Origin of the sequence: Chroococcidiopsis thermalis PCC 7203, from assembly GCF_000317125.1 — a bacterium.
GTDB lineage: Bacteria > Cyanobacteriota > Cyanobacteriia > Cyanobacteriales > Chroococcidiopsidaceae > Chroococcidiopsis > Chroococcidiopsis thermalis.
Genome location: NC_019695.1, coordinates 1,279,433 through 1,301,353 on the forward strand (window position 1 = coordinate 1,279,433; position 21,921 = coordinate 1,301,353).

Annotated in this window: 15 protein-coding genes and 1 pseudogene; 2 read left to right on the forward strand and 14 right to left on the reverse strand. The window is 42.3% G+C overall.

What is annotated here, in order from left to right:
* Positions 1 to 15 precede the first annotated feature (15 nt).
* The 6 genes from hpsA (CHRO_RS05660) to CHRO_RS05685 form a co-directional block, all read right to left on the reverse strand.
* On the reverse strand, positions 16 to 5,244 hold the full coding sequence (gene hpsA, locus CHRO_RS05660; protein WP_015153225.1) for a hormogonium polysaccharide biosynthesis protein HpsA: 5,229 nt from the start codon (positions 5,242 to 5,244) through the stop codon (positions 16 to 18).
* Positions 5,245 to 5,573: 329 nt separating this feature from the next.
* Positions 5,574 to 6,122 (reverse strand): pilus assembly FimT family protein, encoded by a 549-nt coding sequence (locus tag CHRO_RS05665; RefSeq protein WP_015153226.1) that lies wholly within the window; start codon positions 6,120 to 6,122, stop codon positions 5,574 to 5,576.
* A 39-nt stretch (positions 6,123 to 6,161) separates the two neighbouring features.
* Entirely contained in the window at positions 6,162 to 7,145 is a 984-nt protein-coding gene (locus CHRO_RS05670; protein ID WP_015153227.1) for a prepilin-type N-terminal cleavage/methylation domain-containing protein, read from the reverse strand.
* 87 nt (positions 7,146 to 7,232) lie between these two features.
* Entirely contained in the window at positions 7,233 to 7,934 is a 702-nt protein-coding gene (locus CHRO_RS05675) for a prepilin-type N-terminal cleavage/methylation domain-containing protein (protein WP_015153228.1), read from the reverse strand.
* A gap of 26 nt (positions 7,935 to 7,960) precedes the next feature.
* A complete protein-coding gene (gene hpsA, locus CHRO_RS05680) occupies positions 7,961 to 12,337 on the reverse strand; it encodes a hormogonium polysaccharide biosynthesis protein HpsA (RefSeq protein WP_015153229.1) in 4,377 nt (1,458 codons plus the stop codon).
* Positions 12,338 to 12,581: 244 nt separating this feature from the next.
* Entirely contained in the window at positions 12,582 to 12,815 is a 234-nt protein-coding gene (locus tag CHRO_RS05685) for a DUF4351 domain-containing protein (protein WP_015153230.1), read from the reverse strand.
* 72 nt (positions 12,816 to 12,887) lie between these two features.
* On the opposite strand from CHRO_RS05685, the gene CHRO_RS05690 reads away from it, so the two are divergent.
* Together CHRO_RS05690 and CHRO_RS05695 are read left to right on the forward strand one after the other, a co-directional pair.
* Entirely contained in the window at positions 12,888 to 13,136 is a 249-nt protein-coding gene (locus CHRO_RS05690; protein ID WP_015153231.1) for a hypothetical protein, read from the forward strand.
* Positions 13,137 to 13,147: 11 nt separating this feature from the next.
* A complete protein-coding gene (locus CHRO_RS05695) occupies positions 13,148 to 13,543 on the forward strand; it encodes a type II toxin-antitoxin system VapC family toxin (RefSeq protein ID WP_015153232.1) in 396 nt (131 codons plus the stop codon).
* 16 nt (positions 13,544 to 13,559) lie between these two features.
* On the opposite strand, the gene hoxU is transcribed toward CHRO_RS05695, so the two are convergent.
* The 8 genes and pseudogenes from hoxU to CHRO_RS30280 form a co-directional block, all read right to left on the reverse strand.
* Positions 13,560 to 14,276: a bidirectional hydrogenase complex protein HoxU gene (gene hoxU, locus CHRO_RS05700; protein WP_015153233.1), complete on the reverse strand. Its 717-nt coding sequence runs from the start codon at positions 14,274 to 14,276 to the stop codon at positions 13,560 to 13,562.
* A gap of 10 nt (positions 14,277 to 14,286) precedes the next feature.
* On the reverse strand, positions 14,287 to 15,936 hold the full coding sequence (gene nuoF, locus CHRO_RS05705) for an NADH-quinone oxidoreductase subunit NuoF (RefSeq protein WP_015153234.1): 1,650 nt from the start codon (positions 15,934 to 15,936) through the stop codon (positions 14,287 to 14,289).
* A gap of 99 nt (positions 15,937 to 16,035) precedes the next feature.
* Positions 16,036 to 16,563 carry a bidirectional hydrogenase complex protein HoxE gene (gene hoxE, locus CHRO_RS05710; protein ID WP_015153235.1) on the reverse strand — a complete coding sequence of 176 codons (528 nt, stop codon included), beginning with the start codon at positions 16,561 to 16,563 and terminating at the stop codon, positions 16,036 to 16,038.
* A gap of 23 nt (positions 16,564 to 16,586) precedes the next feature.
* Positions 16,587 to 16,787: a DUF2949 domain-containing protein gene (locus CHRO_RS05715; RefSeq protein ID WP_015153236.1), complete on the reverse strand. Its 201-nt coding sequence runs from the start codon at positions 16,785 to 16,787 to the stop codon at positions 16,587 to 16,589.
* 60 nt (positions 16,788 to 16,847) lie between these two features.
* Entirely contained in the window at positions 16,848 to 19,367 is a 2,520-nt protein-coding gene (ppsA, locus tag CHRO_RS05720; protein ID WP_015153237.1) for a phosphoenolpyruvate synthase, read from the reverse strand.
* A gap of 226 nt (positions 19,368 to 19,593) precedes the next feature.
* Positions 19,594 to 19,707: pseudogene (locus tag CHRO_RS34715) on the reverse strand (Tab2 family RNA-binding protein); the annotation flags it as partial.
* 424 nt (positions 19,708 to 20,131) lie between these two features.
* Entirely contained in the window at positions 20,132 to 21,721 is a 1,590-nt protein-coding gene (locus tag CHRO_RS05730; RefSeq protein WP_015153238.1) for a DnaJ domain-containing protein, read from the reverse strand.
* Positions 21,718 to 21,876 (reverse strand): ribbon-helix-helix domain-containing protein, encoded by a 159-nt coding sequence (locus CHRO_RS30280; RefSeq protein ID WP_015153239.1) that lies wholly within the window; start codon positions 21,874 to 21,876, stop codon positions 21,718 to 21,720. The genes CHRO_RS05730 and CHRO_RS30280 overlap by 4 nt, the downstream gene beginning before the upstream one ends.
* Between the last annotated feature and the right edge of the window lie 45 nt (positions 21,877 to 21,921).

Sequence of the window (21,921 nt, forward strand, 5' to 3'; positions counted from 1 at the left end):
TGTCCCCCTTGTCCCCTAATTCAAGTTTGCCGGATAATCGGGTGTATCGTTTTGACAAGTTGCCGGACGCTGAGTTTTATCTGAAATCGCATATTGAGTGTAGGTAGCTGTAACTTTACCAGTGCGATCGCTGGCTATGGCTGCACACAACAAAGTTTGTACCCAAGGATCGTCTCGACTGACTTCTCTGAGGAGTTCGCTAGGCTGGCTTGTCGATGGAGTTGTAAACTCTTGGGCAAATAAGTCTGAAGATTGGGATAGTAAGGCAACATCAAACTGCCAGTGTCGTTCTGGTTCGCTGTAATATGGTGGCGTTCCTGTCGGTAAATCGTTATTAGCGCCACCAGTGGGATATTTATTAATAGCGTAGTCAAACCAACTAAGGTTATCGGTTGCTGTAGCCAACTCAGTAGCCGTGTCGCGACGGATCGGCATAAATGGTGCTGTAGCGTAGGTACTCCGCCGCATTTGAATAAAATTACCGTCGATTTTGACGATTCTGTTTTCCCAGTTTTCTAGAAAACGGACGAAGTTAGGCAATCCTGCCGACTCTTCTTGAGGACGACTGGGACTATTACCAGCCATAAATACAGCATTAAAAGTTGTATCTTCTTCAGCTGCTTGCAACCAGTTGGTAGCGTAACGATTTGGGTTTCCTCGATCCAGGTTTTCACTGGGAGAACCATCGGGACTGTGAATTTGTAAAACTGGTACTAATAGCGGCTTACCATTAGAGATTTCTTTAATAAACAGCAGATTATTTGGACTATACGATTCGCCTTGAGTTGGATCGACAGAATTAGATGTTGTTTTAAACCATAATGCATTAGATACTTGCCGAGGCAATCCATCTGGTTTACCGTTATTATTTTCATCAACATAGCGAAACTGTTTTACATTTCCTTGAGAATCTATTCCTAAAGGAGTTAGTTGATTAGCATTGATTTGGTTATTTTGTTGTTGTTGATTATTTTGTTGTTGGTTGTTTTGTCGATCGCTCTGTTGGTTGTTCTGTTGGTTACCTGGATTACTCTGTTGATTATTTGAATTAATTTGTTGATTATTCTGTCGATCGCCTAGATTACTTTGTTGGTTGTTTGAATTAATTTGTTGATTATTCTGTCGATCGTCTAGATTACTTTGTTGGTTGTTTGAATTATTTTGTTGATTATTTTGTCGATCGTTTAAACTATTCTGCTGGTTGTTTTGTTGGTTATTTAAATTATTTTGGCGATTATTCTGGTTCCTGTTTTGATTTTGGTTTTGATTACTTAAGTTATCGTTTCGCTGAAAAGCCACTCGCCGAGGATAGCGTCTATCTTCTGGTTGTAATGCAGGTGAAGCAGTAGTACCAGCCCCAAGTCGATCGGGTTTGTATCCTCCATTTGGTGGACTACTTAGATTTATAGCACTATTGATTTCGTTATTATTCAATTTTCTGTCACCATCTTGGTCATACCCAATCTTCCAATCACCATCTGCACAGGTTTCAACAGGTATTTTTCGACAAATTTCCATGACGTATTCAGGAAAGTTTGTGCGTCGCTGTATGGGTGTGACTCCGTTCGTTAAATAGGAACCTACATAACTCTCGTCGGAATTTTTCTGATTAGGATATGGATTACCGCTACTATTTGTATCCCACCAGTCAGAACTAGTGACAAAGCTGTTGTCCCAAAAGCCATTATTCTTCCGGTTTTGAGACACCTTTTCGCGTTCTGTCGTAGCCTGCTGAGGATTATCTGGCGTAGTTTGTTGAGAGATGGGGAGTGCTGTATTATTGTTGAGATCGTAGTCTCCCTCACTGCGGAAACCATCTCTGAAAGAATTGGATAGCAGTGTTACAGTATCAGCAATAATAGTAGAAGATCGCCACGTATCGCCATCGCGATCGGGACATCCTGCTTTTCCAGGGCGACAGGCAAAATTTGGATTGAGATTTCCTAATCTCCGAGTATAAAAATTGCTCCAATTCGCTCGATCGAGTGTTTCTTGAAACTCTTCTAATTTGTTACCTAACGGTGTTTGATGAAGGTTAAAATCGCCTTTGATATATACAGGTAGATCGGAGACTAAAATCAATCCTTTTTCTTCCGGTCGATATCTATTATCAATATCGCGCGATAAGTCACTTCCATTAATTAAACGAATCCCATTAGGACGACGGGTAGGATCGAGTTTAAAATCTGTGGGACTGAGCAGCCTACTTTCAAGACGTACGATCGCAGATGTATCTGTTGAACTTTGTACTACAACTGCGTTGCGATTGATAGAATCGATCGCCGACGAATCATCGCGTAAGGCATCGTCACGGCTAGCATAAACTATACCACTATTTGGTAATAAGTAGTCGCTGTCAATCTGACTTGGATCGATTTTCTTTCGAGTAAGCCCTACGACTTTTTCTTTCTTTGGATCGCTATATGTTTCTTGAATTTCTCCCGTACTCAGATTGATGTCTGTCACCCTAATTTCTAATGGTTGACGCTGTTCTAGATCTAAGTCGTAGCGTGGATTGCGATCGCCATTGAGTCCTGAGTTTGAGATATTACCATTATCTTGAGGGTTGCGATCGCGGCTAATTGCCTTAATTTCTCTACTATCTAAAAAAGAGGCTTCTTGAATTGCGCCGTGAGGAATAATCGGATTATTATTGACTGGTATAATTGTACCGTCTAAGATTTTTAAGGCACAAATTGCTGTGTCAAGCACGGCATTATCTGATATACTCAGCGATTTGTCAGGGTCTTCCAGCGTAACGTTAGCAGTTAATTTTTTGAGTGCATTTTGTAGCGGTTGATTGACAATGCGCCCGTTAGGAAACATTAACTTTGCTTGCGATCTTAGTTCTGTTAAGTAGATACCAATTTCTCTAATTCTCTCGGTATTGCTAGTATAAGGAGCTTCGTAAACTACGCCATTATTTGACCTACCACGCTCGTCATAATTATAGGGTAAGTTGTTACCACCTCCGCCCCAGGGATAACCTTTATTAGTACCAAACTTGCCATTTTTGGCTGTGATTTCATCTGTAGGATCGTAATAACTGCTAACACAAGCAATTGGTATTTGATCGACACCCGTACTCTGGGTATAGTGATAAACTGCTGTCGCACGCATCCGCAGATTGGGGGGTGGTGCTTCTCCCTGCTTTTTAATCTCCTCATCGCCGCCTGTCATTGGCATCATGTCAGACCAAACCAGGGTATATTTATCTATAGGTTGACCTGCTATCCTTAACCGATTGTCAGGAGTGGGAAGATCTGCTCCAGAGTCTAGTTTACGGTTTGATAGATCGGGTAAAAAAGAATCGACTTGTAAAGCTGGTATGCGAGAGTTATTATCTTTGCGATCGCGATAAATTCCTGCCCCTGTAATAATCCGTAAACCTCCAGTATTAGTGGCGGTTTGTCGTTCCCAAAATCCACCGCGTTCTGCAATTTCACTAGGATCGAATGGCTGTACTTGGGTGCTACGATAGCGCAGTCGATCGCTAGAATTCGTCCAATTTATGCCTGCAATTAATTGTCGATCGCGGGGTGCTGTAACATAGTTATTGCCGTCTTTCCAATATGCAGGTAAGTTATTTCCTACACGAATGCGATCGCCTAAATATCTCTCAGTTCCATCTAGCTGTTGTTCGGGAGATGTTGCTTCTAATTGGCGCGTTCTGAGTAACAATCTAGTATTATTACCTGTTGGTTCTCGCCATTCGGCAGGCGGTTCGATTATATTTAAATTGGCAAAAATATTGTCTTGGGTGTAATCGTCTAAAATATCGTTATTTGATTCTAAAACTTCTGCATAAGGGACGCGCCGAGTGCGATGACGCAGATATCTTTCTAATTCTTCTGAGAGGACAATATATGTATTTAAACTAGGATTTTCCTGCAAGCGTTGGCTGAAGCGATTTTTCACCTCGTCAGGATATCTGTTAATTGCTAAAACTGTCTTAATTTCCGGTGGTTCTAATTCAGAACAATCTCGTCCAGCTTCGATACAAAATTCTAATGCTGCTTGTTTCATCAAGGCAATACGTTGGTTAAACGCATCATCAGAATAGGCGATTTCTTCTCCGCCCGTTTCCTCTGTAGATTTATTATTACTGCCAATTTGAGCGGTGTTATTGCTTGGATTGTTACTATATAAATCGACAGTCACGACATTGCGATCGCTCGTATCGGTAACGCTACCATTACCAACATTACCCCCAACAGTAATTTTGCCGTTTTCTGGTTGATAGAAACAGGATTCTTGACTATCGACTTGATAAAATCTAACTGTGGCGTTGTTGCGTCCACCTACTAGTAAGTTTCCATTAGTATGAATTCTGCCATTAATGCGAAAATCATTACTGGGTGACAATTCTAAATCGTCGTTGAACCATACTGCATATTGATTCAGCGGAATCAAGCTGCGGTCTTGTTGATACTCTAGAGCATAAAAGCTGGTATTACCCCCTAAAGTTTCAAAGCGATCGCCTAAATCGGTACTATCTGTAATGGGTATGCTGGCAGTGTAGACAAAAAAACTTTTATTTAATTTATTACTAGATTGATACCAACCATTGTCTAATATTTCTGTATCTGCATTTAAAATATCAGCACAACGACTGTTAGCAATTGGGATATTTACAGGTGGGGTTCTGGCTTCGAGAGGATTGCGTTCGCGGTTAAAATCACCTGCTTCAATGCTAGGACTGCGGAAGTAAATTCCATAAAGTGTATATGTATCAAATTTACCATTATTATTGGTATCGATGGGGAAACGCCAAGCAGTTGTTAAAGTTTCGTCATTTTTGATATCGGCGTTGTCTGCGGTTATGGCATTATCTTGATTAATATCAAAGCCTAGTTTCAGGCGCGTCTCATCGCCAAAAGTAAATTTAGAGTTGTATTTAATTGCGTTGTAGAGAGATTGAGTGGAAGGCGTGCGGCTGGGTAGGGCAGGATCTCTCAGTAAAGCCTCAATTTTAACTTTAGCACGGGCGATCGCGGGTGCGGCTGCTTCTGCTGCTGCCTGACTGACTCTAACATTACTCGCATTACGGGCGCGATCGAAAGACCGAATCGTCATCGCTGCGGTCATTAGTACCACCACCATCGATACCACGGCGACAGTTGGTAAAATAAAGCCAGCCTCGACCGGACGGCGGCGTTTTTTGAGATATAGAGGTTTTAACCGTCGTCGCCTTTGTTTGCGACTCAGCGATCGCGCGATATTTTTTAGTATACGATTTAACATTGCTGCTTTCCTACTCTAGGGGCATCTACTTAGGATTAAGTAGACCGAACGCCTAACAGCGTTCTCCCCTGCTAGCCTGCAAAGTTATTCTATCGCGCTACATGTTGTTTGGGGCGAGTGTTACGCACGGGTTAACTTTGTTTTAAGTTGTAGGGAAAGCGGTTGAGTATAAATAAATGCTGAGGAAGAGGCGATCGCGTTGACCTGCTAAAAGTAGGATTGCTACGATAGATGAGTTTCATTAAACTAATTAGAAATAAAGGGTAGGCAATGCCTACCCCTAAGGTAAATGTATTCTTTATCTAAGTACTTGGCAGTATAAGCTTAGATTAATTCACGCAGTCTCCATCTTGAGCAATCCTCATAGCTCCTAGAAGGGTAGAAACAAAGACACAACGCTTTGCTTGACCTCCGTTACGAGTTGCTAGTGTGATCCGTCCTATCTGACCATGAGTATTACCTTTATAACCAAATTGCATCTTCCATAAATTGTTAGTACTGTCATAATCAAATCTTGTTCCATTAGGATCGCTAGCGTTAATATCTGTATCGACTATGCGAATTACTGGCTCTAATTTTTGCCAACTTAGTGAAGCAACAGTAGCACTTGCTGGGTGAACAGCCCACTGTACAGTACTATTATTCTCGCGAAAGCTAACTTGCCAAGTCACTTTATCCCGTTTAGCATTGTTTTGAGCTTCGCGCAAAGCGAGATACAATTTTTCTTGGGCAGCATTGAGTTGACGAGTATTAATAAATGCCACCCAACTTGGAACCATAATTGCTGCTAAAATTCCAATTATGACGGTAACTAGAAGCGTTTCTATTAGTGTAAAACCTACTATTGATTGGCTGACACAAGATATTTTTCTGTTCATTCTTATTGTTTAATACTATTATTTAATAGAGTTTAAAAGTTATTGATTAGGCACTTTATCAATCACTCCATTAACTAAAACTTGGGTTTGTAGAGTAGGTAAAAATTGATTATTACTAAAAATTCCCGGTCTGCCTACAGGATTTCCTCTTAAGAAAATAAATGTATCTTGATTAAATCCAAATTGATTCTCCTCCTTTCTCACATAAGTAAAAAAGCTTTTACTTGGAGGATTCGGTGTAGTCCCATAACAGTTGTACTTAGTATTATCTGGACAGTCAGGAATATTTCCATTATCAGGATCGTCAACAAAGTCAACTAAAACATCATTTGTATCTACGGCAGGTCGAGTAGTACTCTGAAGATTATTGTCTGCTGAATCTTTGGGCCAAATCTTGAAATTAGTTTTATCTTGCACAGGATCTATATACCCTGTGGTTTTGGTTAAATTAGCCATATCACTATATTTACGTAACTGATAACGTATAATTCTAGATTTACCTTTCCACTTATCATCGTTAGCTGGATTTTTTGCTTGTAGATAAACGACTAGAGTATATGTATTACGTCTAAGCAAAAGAATATCGCACTCAGTTTTTTTGAAAACCTTGGTTGTAGTATTATCTGTAAACCCCGTACAATCAGCAGGAGGCTTTAAACTTGCACTACCGTCTGGATCGATAGCTTCTGGTTTCCAAAAAGCTAGAATTGGCTTTATAGATGTATCAAAGTTAGGTATGTAATCTTTAATTTTTGCAGCATCATCATACACATAGACTGCTTCTTTTAAATCTGAGGCAATGTAATTCAATGCCATTTGCATTTCTGATTGAGTGGCATTACTAGCAGATTCTTGCCTATCTGTATCTAAAAGATTAATGACTAGAGATAGAGTACTTGAGATAATAATTCCAGCCATGATAAGAGATACCAAAAGTTCTGTCAGGGTGAAACCTGAAGTTTTAGACTTTTTAAGATTGAGTTGAAAAGAATTGATTAAGAACTCAAAAGAATGTAAACTCATTGATTGTTCTGCAACACTAGTTAAGCAAAATACAGTACTAGTTTAAGTAATAATACTCAAAAAAACAAATTGGCAAAATACTATTAACTAAGGAGATAAAGTTAGTGCCTCTTTATACTTTTCAAAAGACTCTTTTAAGTCGCCTCTAGCAATCTGGACATTAAGGACAGAAAGAGGACTAATACTCTGCTCTCCTGTTGTTAAAGTTAAGGAGGCAGGAGTATTATTTAAAGCTGGTGTTGGCGCAGTCGAGCAGTTTTCAAAGGCTCGAAAGCTATACACCCTAACACTCATTTGGAAATTAATAAGCTTACTGTTGGCAGTTTTCCCTTCATCTCGGAAGGATTGAACTACAAAGTCGTTCGTACCATCTTTATTTACATCTATAGCTAATCCTTTAGTTATTTGATCTATATCAGATCTATTAGTGACACAGCTAGTTGGAACAGAGGTTGCAGTAATACCACTTGTACTGTCACTTTGCAAAGGTAAATCTGGATTTGTGTAATTCCCTCGTTCTACTATTAACCGAGTTCTGTCAATCTCAGCTTGGGCTAACTGCATAGCTTGTTCTACCCGTTGATTTCGTAAACGAGTAGCCGCCGCCAAAAGAATCGGTGGAGCCATCGCTGCGAGAACTATACTAACTACTAAGATTGCTACTAAGCACTCCAATATGGTTAATCCATTTTGAGGCGATCGCTTGCTTTGGCAAAAAATTGCTAGCATCAATGTATTGCGATCGCTATTTATCCGCTTTGTATATTTGCGCCTTTCAGCAGATATCACTTTATCTTCCCTCCCTTAAATAAGTATTACGAGCAGCTAGCACTGGAGTCGATTTGCTGTGTCCCTAGCTTGGTACAGCGCAAGTTCTTAATGTAGGGGTCGTCTACAGGTAACTCTCGGTAGAACTCGCTACGGGTATTGTTAAGAGTCACAAATCGTCGCGCCGCAGCTCCTGCTGGTGCGTATTGCAGTCCTACATCATATCCCCAGCGACGAGCAGGCGGTTCGTAGTATCGCATATGTTCATCACTACTAGGTGTTGAATTTGGTTCCCAAGCGTCTTGGTCAAAAGGTCCAGTAGCTGAGGTACTAAAATTCAACTGAAGAAAAGAGCCAGAAATATGTAAAGGAATAAAAGTTCCTGCATCAATCTCGGTTCTCCAATACTCAAGGAATCTTGGGAAGTTGTGGAGTCCTCCGTAAGACTGTTTTGCTTGTGAAGGAACAAGACCGCTAATCAAAATAGAATTGACTCTAGTTTCTGCTGCCTTTACCAATTCTTTTTTTCTTTCTGTTCTTGAGAATGCACGAAAAGTTTCCGTGGTTGGAGTTCCATCGTAAGCTTCCACATTGCTTGTTGGACAAGGAATGGTATTAACTTTGCAATAGAGCGGGTAGCCATCTCTATTTAGTTTGACCGGAGATTCTCCTAAGGTAGAAACTGTTGTTGGTTTATAAGGCTCCTCTCGAATCCAATAATTTAAATTAGTAAGCTTAGTAGAGTTGTAATTAGGACGATTTTGGTTTTGGTAAGATGTATTTGTCGTGTTAAGTCCTGGTTCTATCGCTTTAGTAAAAGCATCCTCTATGCTGCCATCAATGAAATTATTGGAAAGAATGGTGATTGCGTCAGCAAGAATTTCTGTAGCTCGCCAAGTATCTTGTGTGGCATCGGCAAATTTTGAATCAACGGTTGAGCGCCCAGTATAAAAGTTAGGATTCGTCGTCCAATCGCTTCCAAGTTTTTCAGTAAATTCTTCAAGTAAATTGCTAATTGTACCATCAGTACTGTGCAGATTGAAATCTCCCTGAACGTAGACAGGATTATCTGAAACGAAGGTCAAACCGTTAATGTTGTCACTAGCTGAAATACCCGTAGCATTACGTTTCAAATTGCGTCCATTTCTCAAGCGGAAACCATAAGGGCGGCGGTCTGGGTCAGGATAGTAGTCAACGGGTTTGGAGCTAATACCATTGTCAGCATTAACAGGAGGATCTTGGGGAGTGTTGGCTTTCATGCGGTAGTCAGCATTAGTGGGATCGTCTTTATAGGTAGACCAATCTTTAGATGCTGGTCTAGCAATACTGTCCTCTCTTACTGCATCTTCACGAAAAGCGTAGACAATCCCATCCTTAACAGGTAGCCAAGTATCGTTTACAACTTTATTGCTACGCAGCAGATCCAAATCAACGTTAAGAACCCGTACGCTCATCATTTCCCGACCATTGGAGAGAGCAGTGTCGAGGAAAGGAACATATACCGTGTTACCATCTGGATCAGTTACCTGATTTCCTACATTAGGTGCTGTAGGTGCTGTAGTAGTTTTTGGTAACACCCAAGTTGTAGTTTTAGGTGCGATCGCCATATTTGCAATATCTGTGTTATTAAGTGCTTTGTAGGTATAGCTACCGTTAACACTAGTACCTTTGATATAAGCGTCATCTATATATTTTTCAGAGGTAGGCTGCCTGTGATCTACACCACCAGTAGCCGTGTCGTTGTTACCATCGTGATCGTGATCGACTGTTGGGAATAGATAGTAAAGAGAGGGGTATTTAGTTACAACCTCGCAAACCATTGACATTCCTGCTTTTTTTGGATCTAATCCTCCACCTCCACCTGAAAAAGCTGCTTTAAAAATGTAACTTGTATCGGTAGGATTGCACTCAGGAGAAAAGTCAAATATATAATCTTTACTACCATCTTTAAAGCTGAACGTACTACTAGAAGTTGCGGGTGATAGAAAACCATATTTTCGATCTCTAGCAATTTGTCGTGAAGTATTAAAACTCATTAATTGCTGCTTTTCATCATCTTTTAGTCCTGCAAGCAAAAGTTCTGGATTTGGAAGTTTGCATTTTTTAGTGCTAGCGTCACAAAATGACTGACTTAAATCTATAGTTCCACTTCCTTTACCTACAAAACCTTGCCAGATATGTTCGCCTAACGAAACAACGTTTTTGCCATCCGCTATCAACTTGGTAGTAATATCTTCGGCATCTTTAATATTATGAGCTAGCATCCCCATAGAGCAACTAGCAGTTTGTAGATAAGTTTTATCTGCAATACTTAAATCTGCATATTTAATACTATCTACATCTAGCTTTTTGATAACTCGCCGGAGATTAGAAAAATCTCCCCACATCGCTAAGTAGGAATAGGGATGTACGATAGAACCTGATGTTTCTTGTTTAGGTGGAAAAGCACCATCTGGATCTCCTGCAAAATAAGCAAGATTTCTTAGTGCTTTACCTAAAGGTTTGCTACTAGCAATATTGTCGGCAAAAGTTGTTTCATTTGTAGTAGGTGGAGCGTACTCCCATCCATTAGTACCTCTACCGATGAAAAAGTTGCGAAGCGTAAAATTAGTACTATTGTCTATGGTCTGATTAGTTCCTGGATGAGCGGTAGTTGCCAAACAAGCAACAGGAAAATACCCACTATTACCGTTTTCATAGTGATAGACAGCCGTAGCTTGAACTGCTGCTAAGTTGTCTCGTAATGTTCTCCGCTGACGAGTTTCATGAGTAATCGCTGTACTAGAGGGAGGATAAAGAGGATCGTTTGTCCCTTCCCAGCCATAAGTATTACCCAAATCTAGCCTCTCTCCTACTATGAGGCGCAAACCATTTGCACGCGCTCTGCGCTCCCAGTAACCGTCAAATCCAAATTTATCTGAACCGCTGGGGGGAGCGTTTTCCGTAAGTTCTGTTACACTAGTGATTTCGTCTCCGACTTTTTTTCCACTTGGTATTTCTAATAACTCACTATATTTGGGTTTTGGTCCATAGCGGTTATCAGCTCGATAAGTATCATCAACATAGGGTTGAGGCGATATGTCATTGAAAATACGCCGTCTCTTGACTAATTCCCTATTTTCCCAATCGCCATCTCTTGACCATCCGCTACTGTCTCGATGTTTAGATTCATTTCTAGTGAAAAGAGCTACTGGATCGAGGGCGATTTTTGAAACTAGATTATCATCATTAGGTGTTATGGAGTCTGTATCTTTGTTTAGCTTATTAATGTTTTCATTGCGGGTTGGTGCATTACCCAAGCCATTAAATAAATGAAAATACGATTCGTTCTTAAACTGGTCATCTCTTACATTCCCAGAGATAATTTCTCCCTGAAAGTTTGCTTGTTTAGCAACAGTAATTTTAGAAGCATCCTGATTATATAAGCAAGAGTTGTGGGAACTGATCATGTAACCAATAACTTTGTTGTCATCTCCGCCAACAATGAGGTTGCCCTCTGTATGCATAGCTCCATTAAAATTAAAGGTGGGATAAGGAAAAATTTCTAAATCGTTACGGAACCAAACTCCCCATTTGTTACCCTTGTCAACTTGTCTATCTTGTTGTAGCTCAAGAGTAGTAACAGTTTTAGCTGATGTCTTGTTATTAATGACAAAGGCATCAACCTGAAAATTTTTACGCAAAGTAGCACTGTTGAGTTGATACCAACCATTTTCGGGCGTTCTACTATCTGTCTTACAGCCAGATAAGCTATTTTGAAAGCTGCTAAGTGGAGCATTGCGGACAACAAGTGTAGCAGCTTTTTGTGCATCTGTACTTTTGTCAATAGTTACAGCACTAGTTCCCGTGCCACTTTCAGTTGCTGACAGAATAGAGTAAACAGTTGTGGTGTCTCCGATTTTGCTTCCACTGCTATCAACCGGAAAAGCCCAAATATTGTCCAGCTTGCCATCATGATCTATGTCAAGGCGTTTCTCATCAGGAAATGTATATGGGTGTTTAGTAGAATTCGCAGCCACACCATTAAGACCATCATTAAGCATCATGCTGGACAGCACAGCACTTGAGGGTACTCCACCAGGCAAGCGATCGTCCTGCTTGAAGAGGTACTCCAATTTTGCTTTAGCTCGGTCAATAGCAGGCGTAGCAGCGTTGTAAATTACTTTTTGTTCGCGTGCAGCTAGAACTTGATTTGTCCGGCTAAAACTGCGAAATATTAAACTGCCAACTACTAAAGCAAGAATTATTAATAATAATGCTGTAGTAGGTAATACAAAGCCAGATTTAGCAAAGCGAGGTTTTCTACCAATTACTAATAAAGTACGTAGAAACCAACTAATTAACCATTTGGGAATGGCACTAGTTAGCTTCCAGATTTGTCTAAATATATTCTGTTTAGCTCTGTGGCGCTTGCGAGTTGACATTCTTGCTTCCCTACTAGTTCTTTGAAAATGCTGCTATGAGAGATAAAATTTAGGAATAAAACTCAATTATCGTTCTCAATTAAAAGTGAAATTTACATAAATCGCATATTTTTACCATAAAAATAGAAACAATCAATTTATAACAAGTGGCAATAAACGCCATTGTTATAGTTAGATTATTCCCTTACAGTTTTATCAGGTTAAATTGTTAGCAACCACAGCAGTACTACGAGGATATTAGTTTTTATAAATTTAAAAATTTAAGTAAAACTACGGTGACTTGAATTTGATTGAAGGTAGGGCGATCGCGAATTGCCAAAATTAAATTTACAACTCTAAAAGTTAAATTTGCTAATTCTTCTAACTGGGTGCTAGCAAGCTGCTGAAGGCGCGATCGCACCTTTGCTTCAACTGCACCCAATCGCCATGTGAGTCTTTTCAAAACGGCTGCTAACTCTCCTTCTTGCCTTCCTGGCAACCGGAATACTCCACTCTAACACTTAGGTATAGTGGGGGTATAACTCGTTGTTAATATCTGGAACAGCTCGCGATGAAAGTTAAAGGTACAAAGCGTGGTAAAAACATTGAATTATTAGAAGAGATAAACATTCCTGATGGCACGGAAGTTCACATGGAAGTTGAGATCGAGCAGCCTTTAAGCGAACAGGAAAGACTAACTAGACTCAACCAAATATTTGGAGCATGGAAAAATCAACCCGATCTCGATACGATATTTTCTGAGATTGACACACAGCGTCATGCCGAGCGGGGTAGAGCAATAGAAACCCTTGATGAGTAAGGAAAAAATTTGTGTATTTGTTAGATACAAATATTTGTGTAGCTTTACTCAAACACAATATTTTTGCTATCAAACAATTTAATGCCAAAGCAAGTCTTTGCTATCTTCCCACAATTGTAGTAGCTGAATTGTATAAAGGAGTCTACTGTTCTCAACGGGTACAGCAAAACTTAACTATACTAGAGCAATTTCTGAACTTGATGCCAGTTATTGAGTTTGACCGGAGTGCAGCTGAAGAATTTGGCAAGATTCAAGCTGAGTTAAGAACAATTGGTATACCAACAGGAGAAATAGATGCAATAATTGCTGCGATCGCCCGTTCTCGACAAGATATTCTTGTAACCGATAACACGCGCCACTTTATCAATATTTCAGGCTTGCAACAAGAGAACTGGCTTGAACCTTGACAAGAATCACCCCCCGCTAAATCTGCCATTGCTGTTTCTCCCGTGCTGTCACCAGAAATTCCAATTTGGCGCGATCGCGTTTCATTTCCCCTACACTCGAACCTTGGTAGAAAAGCGCCCCTGTGGGACAAGCATTCACACACTTACCGCAGGAAGTACAAGTTTGTGACGTTCCCCAAGGTTGACTCAAATCGGTAATGACGTGCGAGTTTGTGCCTCTACCTGCCATATCCCAAGTATGCGCCCCTTCGATTTCATCGCAGACTCGAATACAACGAGTGCAGAGAACGCAACGGTTATGGTCAATGCCATAGCGATCGTGAGACACATCAACTTGGCGATCGGGAAAATGATATTCTAATCGGACGTGTTCCATACCCATTTCAATCGCCAAGTCTTGCAATTCACAGTTACCATTCGCCACGCAAACCGAGCAAATATGATTGCCTTCTGCAAACAACATTTCGACAATCGTGCGACGATAATTCTGCAACCTTGGGGTATGAGTTTTCACTTCCATCCCCTCCGCAACTTTCGCTACACAAGCGGGTTGCAGTTTATGACTGCCAGCAATTTCTACCAAGCAAAGCCGACAAGCACCAACCTCTGAAACTCCTTCTAAATAGCAAAGTGTCGGAATATGAATTCCCGCATCCCTTGCTGCCTCCAATATGGTTTGCTCCTCAAGGGCGCTGATGAGTTGGTCGTTAATTGTTAAAGTTTTGACTGCCATTGCTATTGTTCTACCTTGCCTTTAAATCGCAGTATCTACTGGCGCTGCCATCAACCAAAGTCAAATACTCATCTCGGAAATAACGCAAAGTGCTAAGTACTGGATTAGGTGCAGATTGACCCAGACCGCACAAACTGGTATTTTTCACCATGTCACACAGTTCTTCCAACAGTTCCAAATCGGTTAATGATGCCTCACCTTGCCGAATCTTGGTTAATAAACGATGTAACTGTACAGTCCCGACACGACAAGGAATACATTTACCGCAAGACTCATCCATGCAAAATTCCATAAAAAAGCGGGCAACATCTACCATGTTGGTCGATTCATCCATGACAATCATGCCACCAGAACCCATCATCGAACCAAGTTGAGCCAGCGATTCGTAGTCTACAGGCGTATCAAAAGCTGAAGCTGGGATGCACCCGCCTGAAGGTCCACCAGTTTGCACGGCTTTAGCCACCCCGCCACCGGGTACGCCGCCGCCCATTTGCTCGACGATTTGTTGTAAAGTCGTTCCCATCGGGACTTCAATCAAACCCGTATTGCGAATTTTGCCTGCTAAAGCGAAGACCTTTGTACCTTTACTTTTTGCTGTACCAATACTGGCAAACCAGTCAGCACCTTTACGAATAATCGGCGCGATATTAGCAAAAGTTTCGACGTTGTTAATTAGAGTCGGATTTTTCCACAAACCAGATTCAGCTGGATAAGGCGGACGAGGACTGGGTAAACCCCGCTTGCCTTCGATCGATGCCATTAATGCGGTTTCTTCGCCACAGACATAAGCACCCGCACCAATGCGAATATCAATTTTGAAATCAAAAGGTGAATCAAAGATTTGACTGCCTAACAAACCGAGGCGTTGGGCTTGACGAATGGCAATTTGGAGGCGGCTAATGGCAGTAGGATATTCAGCTCGAACGTAGATGTAGCCTTGGTTTGCCCCGATCGCATACGCCGCGATCGCCATTCCTTCCAGCACCCGATGCGGGTCGCTTTCCAAGACGCTGCGATCCATAAATGCGCCAGGATCGCCCTCATCAGCGTTGCAGATAACATACTTGCGTTCTCCCTTTGCCTTAGCTACCGTTGCCCATTTCAAACCCGTGGGATAACCAGCACCACCACGTCCCCGCAAACCACTTTGGGCGATCGCCTCTACCACCTCGTTCGGCTGCATCTCGTGCAAAACGTGGTAAAGCCCCCGATACCCTTCTGCCGCAATATAAGATTCAATCCGTTCTGGATCGACCTTACCGCTATTTTCTAAAACAATTGGCATTTGTTGAGTAAAAAACGGCTGGGTCAAATCGCCACGTTGTAGAGACGTTTCATGGAGAGACGTTTCATGAAACATCTCTCCATCTGTATCTATCGTGGCAACGATCGCGGGTGCATCTTTAGGAGTGACTTTTTCGTAAAGCGTGCTTTCTGCGACCTGTACTAACGGTCCTTGACTGCACAAGCGCATACAACCAACACCACAAACCTGCACTTTATCCCCTAAACCCGTCTCTGCCACTACTCGTTCAAGCCTTTGTTTCACAGCTAGGGAATCAGCAGATAGACACCCCGCAGCTACGCAACAACGAATCTGTATCGGTTTTTGAGCGGCGCGTTCGTGTTGGGCAATCTCCTGTAATTGGGTTAAATCCATTTTTTAGCTGCCTCCTCGCCACGACCGATTTCGACTCCACTCTGAAGTTAGAAAAGAAGTATGAGAAACTTGTGAGGATGCGCTCGGCTGGCGCGAAATCTACCTGCCTTCCAGCCATTCTTTCAGGCGATCGCAAGTTGACTCTGCCGTTTGATGCCCGCACACAGTCCCGTCAAATACAACTGCAGGAGCGATACCACACGCACCCAGACAACGGGCTGTCAGTAAAGAAAGTTGTTTATCTGCCGTCGTCTCACCAGCACGAATCTTAACGTTCTGCTCGACTGCTGCCAAGATTTGTGCTGCACCCTTAACATAACAAGCAGTTCCAGTACAAACCGTACAAGTGTGAACTCCTTGGGGTGCAAGAGAAAACAAGTGATAGAAAGTTGCCACCCCATAAACGCGACTGGGAGGCAATTTCAAGCTGCGACTAACGTACAGCAGAACGTCATCTTCCAGATAACCGAAAAGCTCCTGTGCTTTGTGTAAGATCTCGATCAGTGCATCTTGTCGAGCCTGATGTCGCTTAATCGTGACATCTAGAAGCTTAAAACGCTTATCACCACTGGGATGAGTCGTGACGGTAGCTCGATCTTGCACTTTTGCTGGGGGATGAGAATGCATATTTTTGTTGCTCGCAGCTCAATTTAGCTTGCCATCCAGTCAAAAATCTGCTCTAACTGCTCCAGAGAAATTAGACCGTACTGCCACAGCAGCATGGGTAAGGGACCGGGATTCTGCTCGTTCAGCCGCAATACCATCGCGATCGCCTTGGGTGAAATTGCCAATTTTTCTTGTAAGAAGTCGAGCAGTTGCTCTTGGTGGCTCGCGTTCATCTCTTGTTTCATCGCTCGTCGCAGTTCAGTCAAATTTTTTGTCAAGACGCGATTTGCATCTTGACAAAAACGTCAATGTGTAACTACACCCTCAACAGCAGCAACTTCCAATAAAGTTTTCAAAACTGAATCTGGATTGAGACTGATGGAGTCAATTCCTTGTTCGACCAAGAAACGGGCAAATTCTGGGTAATCGCTGGGTGCTTGACCGCAAATCCCAATCTTGCGCTGGTTTTCTTTAGCTTTAGCGATCGCCATTTGTACCATCTCTTTCACGCCTTCATTGCGTTCGTCGAATAGGTGCGCGACTAAACCAGAATCGCGATCGAGTCCCAAAGTCAGTTGCGTCAAGTCATTGGAACCAATTGAGAATCCATCAAACACTTCGCTAAATTGTTTCGCCAAGATGACGTTGTTGGGAATCTCGCACATGACGTAGACTTGCAACCCATTTTCGCCCCGTTTTAAACCATATTTTTCCATTTCTGCCATCACCTTGCGTCCTTCAGCAGGCGTGCGACAGAAGGGAACCATTGGAATGACGTTGGTTAAACCCATCTCATCCCGTACCCGTTTCAAGGCTTGACACTCTAGGGCGAAACCTTCACGATATTTCTCGTCGTAGTATCGAGACGCACCACGCCAGCCAATCATCGGGTTTTCTTCATCTGGCTCAAATTGCTTCCCACCGAGAAGGTTAGCATACTCGTTGCTCTTGAAGTCAGACAGACGCACGACTACAGATTTGGGATAAAAAGCAGCCGCGATCGTCGCTATCCCCTGAGCTAGCCGATCGACGAAGTATGATGGTTTATCTTCATATAGCTGTGTCAGCAAGGCAATTTGATTTTTAGCATCCTCGTCTTCTAATTTGTCGAAATGTATCAAAGCCAAGGGATGCACCTTAATATGATTGGCGATGATAAATTCCAATCGTGCCAAACCCACACCATCATTTGGTATGGCTGCTAGACTAAATGCTTCCGAGGGATTGCCCACATTCATCAAGATCTGGGTGCGCGTCCGCGGTAGGTTTTCTAACGCCACCTCCTTCACCTCATATGGCAAAATCCCCTCGTACACCCGTCCTTCTTCCCCTTCCGCGCAGGAAATCGTCACTTCCTGACCTGTTTTTAATTGGGCGATCGCATTACCAGTTCCCACAATCGCGGGAATTCCCATTTCTCGCGCGATAATTGCCGCGTGACACGTCCTTCCACCTTGATTAGTCACGATCGCGCTGGCTTTTTTCATAATCGGTTCCCAGTCGGGATCGGTCTTATATGTCACCAAAACTTCCCCTGGTTGAAAAGTGTCGAGTTTGTGGACATCCAAAATCACCCGCGCTTTACCAGTACCGATCGCCTCTCCGACTGCACGACCTCTTGCCAGTACGGGCGCATTGCTATGTGCCCCTACGAGTTGATAGCTCTTGATAGTATTGGTAGATTTTTGCGATTGTACGGTTTCGGGACGGGCTTGGACGATGAATAATTCTCCCGTTAAGCCATCCTTTGCCCACTCAATATCCATCGGGGTATAAACGCCGCGTACTGCCGAATAATGGTCTTCAATGATACAAGTCCATTGAGCTAAAATCAGAACTTCATCATCCGTGAGAGCATATTTGACTCGTTCTGATTCCGGTACGGTGACGTTTTTTGTCAGCTTGCTACCACCGACATCGTAGACCATTTTAATTTCTTTACTGCCCAAGCGTTTTTCTAAAATGGGGCGAAAACCTTGTTGCAGTGTTGGCTTAAAGACAAAATATTCGTCGGGGTTAACTGCACCTTGGACGACGTTTTCCCCTAAACCATAAGCAGCGGTAATCAGGGCAGCATTTTTAAACCCCGTTTCCGTATCGATGGAAAACATCACGCCAGAAGCCGCTAAGTCAGAACGTACCATCTTTTGCACGCCCACTGACAAGGCAATATTAAAATGGTCGAAGCCTTTAATCGTGCGATAGGAAATAGCACGGTCGGTAAACAGAGAAGCAAAACATTTATGACAAGCTTCTAGTACTGCTTGTACGCCGTGGACGTTGAGGTATGTTTCCTGCTGTCCGGCAAAACTTGCATCCGGTAAATCTTCGGCTGTAGCGCTAGATCTAACTGCTACATCAGTCTCACCACTAGAACGCTGGCACGATTCGCGATATTCTGGCGCGAGGCGATCGCACAAACTCGCTGACGTGTCGCCATATTTTTGACACAATTGCAAATAAGCATCCGCGATCGCGCTGGCTAATTCTGACGGAAACGGCGTATTGAGAATTAAAGCACGAGCTTGCTTACCTCGTTGCCGCAGATTATTTACATCTTCCACATCTAGATCGGCAAATAGCGATCGCAACTGCTCTTGTAAGCCTGCTTGCTCGATAAAGTAGCGATAAGCATGAGCTGTTGTGGCGAAACCCATAGGTACGTTTATGCCTTTGGGTGTCAGTTGTTGAATCATTTCACCTAAAGAGGCGTTTTTACCACCTACTAAAGGGATATCTGCAATGCCAACTTCCTCAAACCATAGCACAAAGGCTTGTTCTTTAGAACTCTGTAACTGTTGCCGCTTCGCTGTTGATTGCAACATAGACTCAATTCCTCTCATATTTAGGTTGAGTCAATAGAAACTCGATAAGCCTTGGAAAAGCCATTGACTCTATCTACTTGCTCTACAGTTATGGGTTATATAGAAACAGTTTGAGGAAGTTGTGAGGAAAATTTCAGTAACATTTGTAGGGGCGCACGGCTGTGCGCCCCTACAGATGGTGTGTTTACCCAATTGAAAACCCCTATAAGTACGCTAGAAGTATTTTCTACTCATCTCGTAACAGCCAGAAACCAGTATAGGTCATGCCTGAATCATCGGGTTGGACTAACAAGAAATGCAAACCTTGACTCTGTTGCTGGCGCTGTGCGTAAGTTTGGGCAAGGTTTTCAAGATTAGAGTAGAATCCACTGCCTTGTTTTTTGTATGGTGCTAAGTATGGTCTAGGGTGCTGCAAAAGTAGATATTCTGTAGCAAATCTTGACAAACAAGGTGGAGAATCATGGTATGGGAGCATCTATATTTTTCACCCACTGCAAAATTTCATTGGGTTGTATTTCATAGCTGTCACAGATTTTCCTCAATACATCTGGAGAGGGTAACTGTTCGGACTTGTTCTAGGTGCTATACATGTCTCCTTCATCGTTTCTTGGTAAAGTCGTTCTCCCGCGTACACCTCTTTGGAGAGTAGTTTTACCGATGTTGATTTTTGATTTGGTATGTTAGATTGGTTTTTGGTATATATTTCACACACTCAAGAGCAGGGGCAGTCTTGGCAGGACACGCAACCTCTGCTTTTTTGCTATCTATGCAGCTTCGTCAACTATACGATAGAGATTGCCTAGTTTGGTTTTGCCTGCTATCTCCAGCTTGATACCGAAATCTTCAAATACTTTTTTTATCAAATAACCTTCCTTTTTAGTTTTCCGACAACAGTTAATTACGTATTGCTCTTTGACCCTATCCTCGCCAAAACGACGCTGTAGCTCCTTACGAAGTTCGACTCCATTCAACCCTGTTGGTGTTTCAGTAATAACCTCAGTCGGGATTATTTGAACTTCTATTGGCGGCTCTTGTTGGATTTCTGCTTCAGTAATTTGCGCATTTGAGCTTGACTGAACTTGTTCGTTTTCTTGGTCGTAATCCTCATCATCGTCATAATCCTCATCATAATCCCAGCCCACCCATTCATTTTCACCCCAAAGACCGCAGCTACTTATCCATCCTTCAGTCAGCTCTTGTGACCTTTTCGTTTTCCAATATTCAACTGAGGTTTCTAATAACCCACCAAAACCAATTTTAAAAACAATGAAACCTCCTGTCCCACCGTACATGTCCGTGATGTAAGTTTGGAGCCAATGCTGTGCAAACTTGGTAAGATTTTCTCTTCCACCAGTTAGATTGACGAGTGCTACTTCAGGGGACATCTGTAGTAGCTCCTCTGAATCTTCATTCTCTAATTCATGAATCCGACATTTCAGCTTCTCATTTTCGTCATGAAGCCTTTTATTTTCTTCCTGTACTGCGTACATATCAGCATAAGTCTTAGTCACTCTATCGTTCAATTCTTGGATGTTTATAGCAACTTTCTTTTGAAGAGTGTCTAAGTCATTTATTACGCTCCTTGGATTAGGCTTGTCGCATTCTACATTCATCTCTTTTTCAAAACTACTCCATGCAGAATTTATGAGTTTAGTGTTCTCTTCTGCTTCTGAAGACTTGTTGATGTCGGGATGCCAGAAGCGGAGTAACTCGCGGTATCTATCAACTACCTCAACCTTTGTAGCACTCCTATTGACCTTAAGTATCTGCCACCACTCGCCAGTGCCTAACACATATTTCTTCTTACCAAGATAATCAAACTCTTCTTCAAGTTGTCTGATACGGATTAGAGTTTTTGTGTGTTCTTGAATGTCGCAACTAAAGTAGGAGAAATCAATAGCAGGACGCACCATCGCTAATGCACTTTCACTGCTAGGCTGTGGTTCTATGATTATTGGGTGTATAGTGAATTCTCTATCCTGAATCTCGACAGCCTCGACATCAATGAATGACTCATCGTTACTTTTGACATCGTGACAAGAGTAACGGTTTTTCTCGTCATGTTTTCGCTTACGCAGTGCGCCTGGACTGGGATTTAGGCGCTTATGCTCTTGGTGTTGCTGATAATCTGGGAGCGCTTCTAGATAACGAGAAAGCGTTCTGTTGGAGCAAGGGATATCAGCGCCCTGTTGACGATACTGCTCGACCATTTTACTGAAGCTAAAACCGTGCGCCAGGGATTCTCTCCACAGGAACAACGCAACGTCATACAAATCTGCTTCTGCGCGGCGTACTTTATACGTAATCCATTCAACTGTGCCAAATTCTGGCTCTACTGCAACTGTGGTAATCATTTCGCACCTTCCTTTTCCTTCACAGCTTGCGTTAACAATCGCTCAACTAGATTGCTTACACTCCTACCATCCTCTTTAGCCCACGCCTCTAAATACTGCTTTAGGTGGTCGGGGATATATATTGTCACCCTGCTTTTATCTGTTGCCACTGCCATACTTAAGTAAACCTCAATTTACTTTACTATACTTCTAATTTAACA